The following is a 2,801-nucleotide window of genomic DNA, read 5'->3' on the forward strand; positions in this document are numbered from 1 at the left end:
CTCCGGACTCCTGCTGAGCAGCGGCCCGCTGGACGACACCGGCCGCCTCCCGCAGGACACGGCGGCCTGGCTGCGCGCCTGAGCCCGCGCAGCCGGGACCGCCGCACCGCACCGCGCTGTCCCGCACGCCCCCCACCACGAAGGGATCAGCACATGCACGGCAACAGCAAGACCAGATCCGTACGCCGCCTGCCGGCCATGGGTGCCACCGTCGCCCTCGCGGCCGGCACGCTCGTCACCCTCGGCGCGCCCGCCGCCCACGCGGCGGCGGGCGCCACCCTCCCCCTCACCTCGGTCGAAGCCGAGTCCGCCACCACCAACGGCACCAGGATCGGACCCGACCACACCCAGGGCACCCTCGCCTCCGAGGCCTCCGGACGCCAGGCCGTCCGGCTGAACACGGGGCAGCGCGTGGAGTTCACCGTGCCGCGCGCCGCCAACGCCGTGAACGTCTCCTACAGCGTCCCCGACGGCCAGTCCGGCACGCTGAACGTGTACGTCAACGGCACCAAGCTGACCAAGACGCTTGCCGTCACCTCCAAGTACTCCTACATCGACACCAACTGGATCGCGGGGGCCAAGACCCACCACTTCTACGACAACACCCGGCTGCTGCTCGGCCGGGACCTCCAGCCGGGTGACAAGGTCGCCGTCGAGGCCGCGAACGTCCAGGTCACCGTCGACGTGGCCGACTTCGAGCAGGTCCCGGCGGCCGCGGGCCAGCCCGCCGGATCGGTCTCCGTCACCTCCAAGGGCGCCGACCCCAGCGGCCAGGGCGACTCCACCCAGGCCTTCCGGGACGCCATCGCCGCCGCGCGGGGCGGAGTGGTGTGGATCCCGCCGGGCGACTACAGGCTGACGTCTTCGCTGAACGGCGTGCAGAACGTCACCCTCCAGGGCGCCGGCAGCTGGTACTCGGTCGTGCACACCTCACGGTTCATCGACCAGTCGAACTCCTCCGGAGGCGTCCACATCAAGGACTTCGCGGTCATCGGCGAGGTCACCGAGCGCGTCGACTCCAGCCCCGACAACTTCGTCAACGGCTCACTGGGACCGGACTCCTCCGTCTCCGGCATGTGGCTCCAGCACCTCAAGGTCGGCCTGTGGCTGACCGGCGACAACGACAACCTCGTCGTCGAGAACAACCGCATCCTCGACACCACCGCCGACGGCCTCAACCTCAACGGCACCGCCAAGGGAGTGAAGGTCCGCAACAACTTCCTGCGCAACCAGGGCGACGACTCGCTCGCCATGTGGTCGCTGTACGGCCCGGACACCAACAGCAGCTTCGAGAACAACACCATCTCCCAGCCCAACCTGGCCAACGGCATCGCGATCTACGGCGGCACGGACATCACGGTGAGGAACAACCTGATCTCCGACACCAACGCCCTGGGCAGCGGCATCGCGATCTCCAACCAGAAGTTCCTCGACCCGTTCTTCCCGCTGGCCGGCACGATCACGGTCGACGGCAACACACTGGTGCGCGCGGGCGCCATGAACCCCAACTGGAACCACCCGATGGGCGCGCTGCGCGTGGACTCCTACGACAGCGCCGTCAACGCCACCGTCGACATCACCAACACCACGATCACCGACAGCCCGTACAGCGCCTTCGAGTTCGTGTCGGGCGGCGGACACGGGTACCCGGTCAAGGGCGTCACCGTGAACGGCGCGACCGTCAGGAACACCGGTACGGTCGTCGTGCAGGCCGAGGCGCAGGGCGCGGCCACCTTCCGGGGCGTCACCGCCACCGGCGTGGGCGCGGCGGGCGTCTACAACTGCCCCTATCCTTCCGGCTCCGGTGCCTTCACGCTCACCGACGGCGGCGGCAACACCGGCTGGAACACCACCTGGTCGGACTGCTCGGCCTGGCCGCAGCCCGGCCAGGGCAACCCCGACCCCGATCCGAACCGCAATCTCGCGGGGGGCCGCCCGGCCACCGCCACCGGCTCCCAGGACGTCTACACGCCGGGCAAGGCGGTCGACGGCGACGCGAACACCTACTGGGAGTCGGCCAACAACGCCTTCCCGCAGTCCTGGACGGTCGACCTCGGGTCGAGCGAGCCCGTCCGCCGGCTGGTGCTGAAGCTGCCGCCGTCGCCGGCCTGGGGCGCGCGCACCCAGACCATCACCGTGCAGGGCAGCACCGACGGCTCGGCGTACTCGACCGTGTCCGGCTCCCAGGGCTACCGCTTCGACCCGGCGACCGGCAACACGGCCACCGTGTCCCTGCCGAGCGGCACCAGCCTGCGCTGGCTGCGGCTGACGGTGAGCGCCAACACCGGCTGGCCTGCGGGCCAGTTCAGTGAAGTGGAGGTGTACCGGACTTCGTGACCGCCGGATGCCGCCCGGTCGGAAGACGAAGAGGGCCGGTGCCGGCAGCGGTCGTCGCTGCCGACACCGGCTCCGCTGTGCCGGAGTGTGCCGGGTCAGTAGGCGGAGTGGACGTTGTCGATGGAGCCGTAGCGGTGGGCGGCGTAGTTGGCGGCGGCGGTGATGTTGGCGACCGGGTCGGTGACGCTGTGGACGGTGCCGGGGACGTGGTAGGCCTTGAAGGTGGGGTCGATGACCTGGAGGAGGCCCTTGGAGGGGGTGCCCTTCTTGGCGTTGACGTCCCAGTTGTTCTGGGCGTGGGGGTTGCCGCCGGACTCGCGCATGATGTTGCGCTTGAGGCCGTCGTAGCTGCCGGGGATGCCCTTGGCCTTCATGATTTTCAGGGACTGCTTGATCCAGCCGTCGAGGTTGTCGGCGTGGCCGGCCCTGGCCTGCTGGGCGGAGGCGGCCTCTTATACACATCT

The 2,801-nt window shown here is 69.9% G+C and carries 1 protein-coding gene and 1 pseudogene; one reads left to right on the forward strand and one right to left on the reverse strand.

The window, feature by feature from the left end:
- The first annotated feature begins 153 nt into the window (after positions 1–153).
- Complete coding sequence (locus C1I97_RS34620; protein ID WP_111006936.1) at positions 154–2,337, forward strand: discoidin domain-containing protein; 2,184 nt, start codon at positions 154–156, stop codon at positions 2,335–2,337.
- A gap of 95 nt (positions 2,338–2,432) precedes the next feature.
- Here the strand turns inward: C1I97_RS34620 and C1I97_RS34625 are convergent.
- Positions 2,433–2,756 (reverse strand): annotated as a pseudogene (locus C1I97_RS34625) (transglycosylase SLT domain-containing protein); the annotation flags it as partial.
- Between the last annotated feature and the right edge of the window lie 45 nt (positions 2,757–2,801).

It is taken from the genome of Streptomyces sp. NTH33, from assembly GCF_003236365.1.
Lineage (GTDB): Bacteria > Actinomycetota > Actinomycetes > Streptomycetales > Streptomycetaceae > Streptomyces.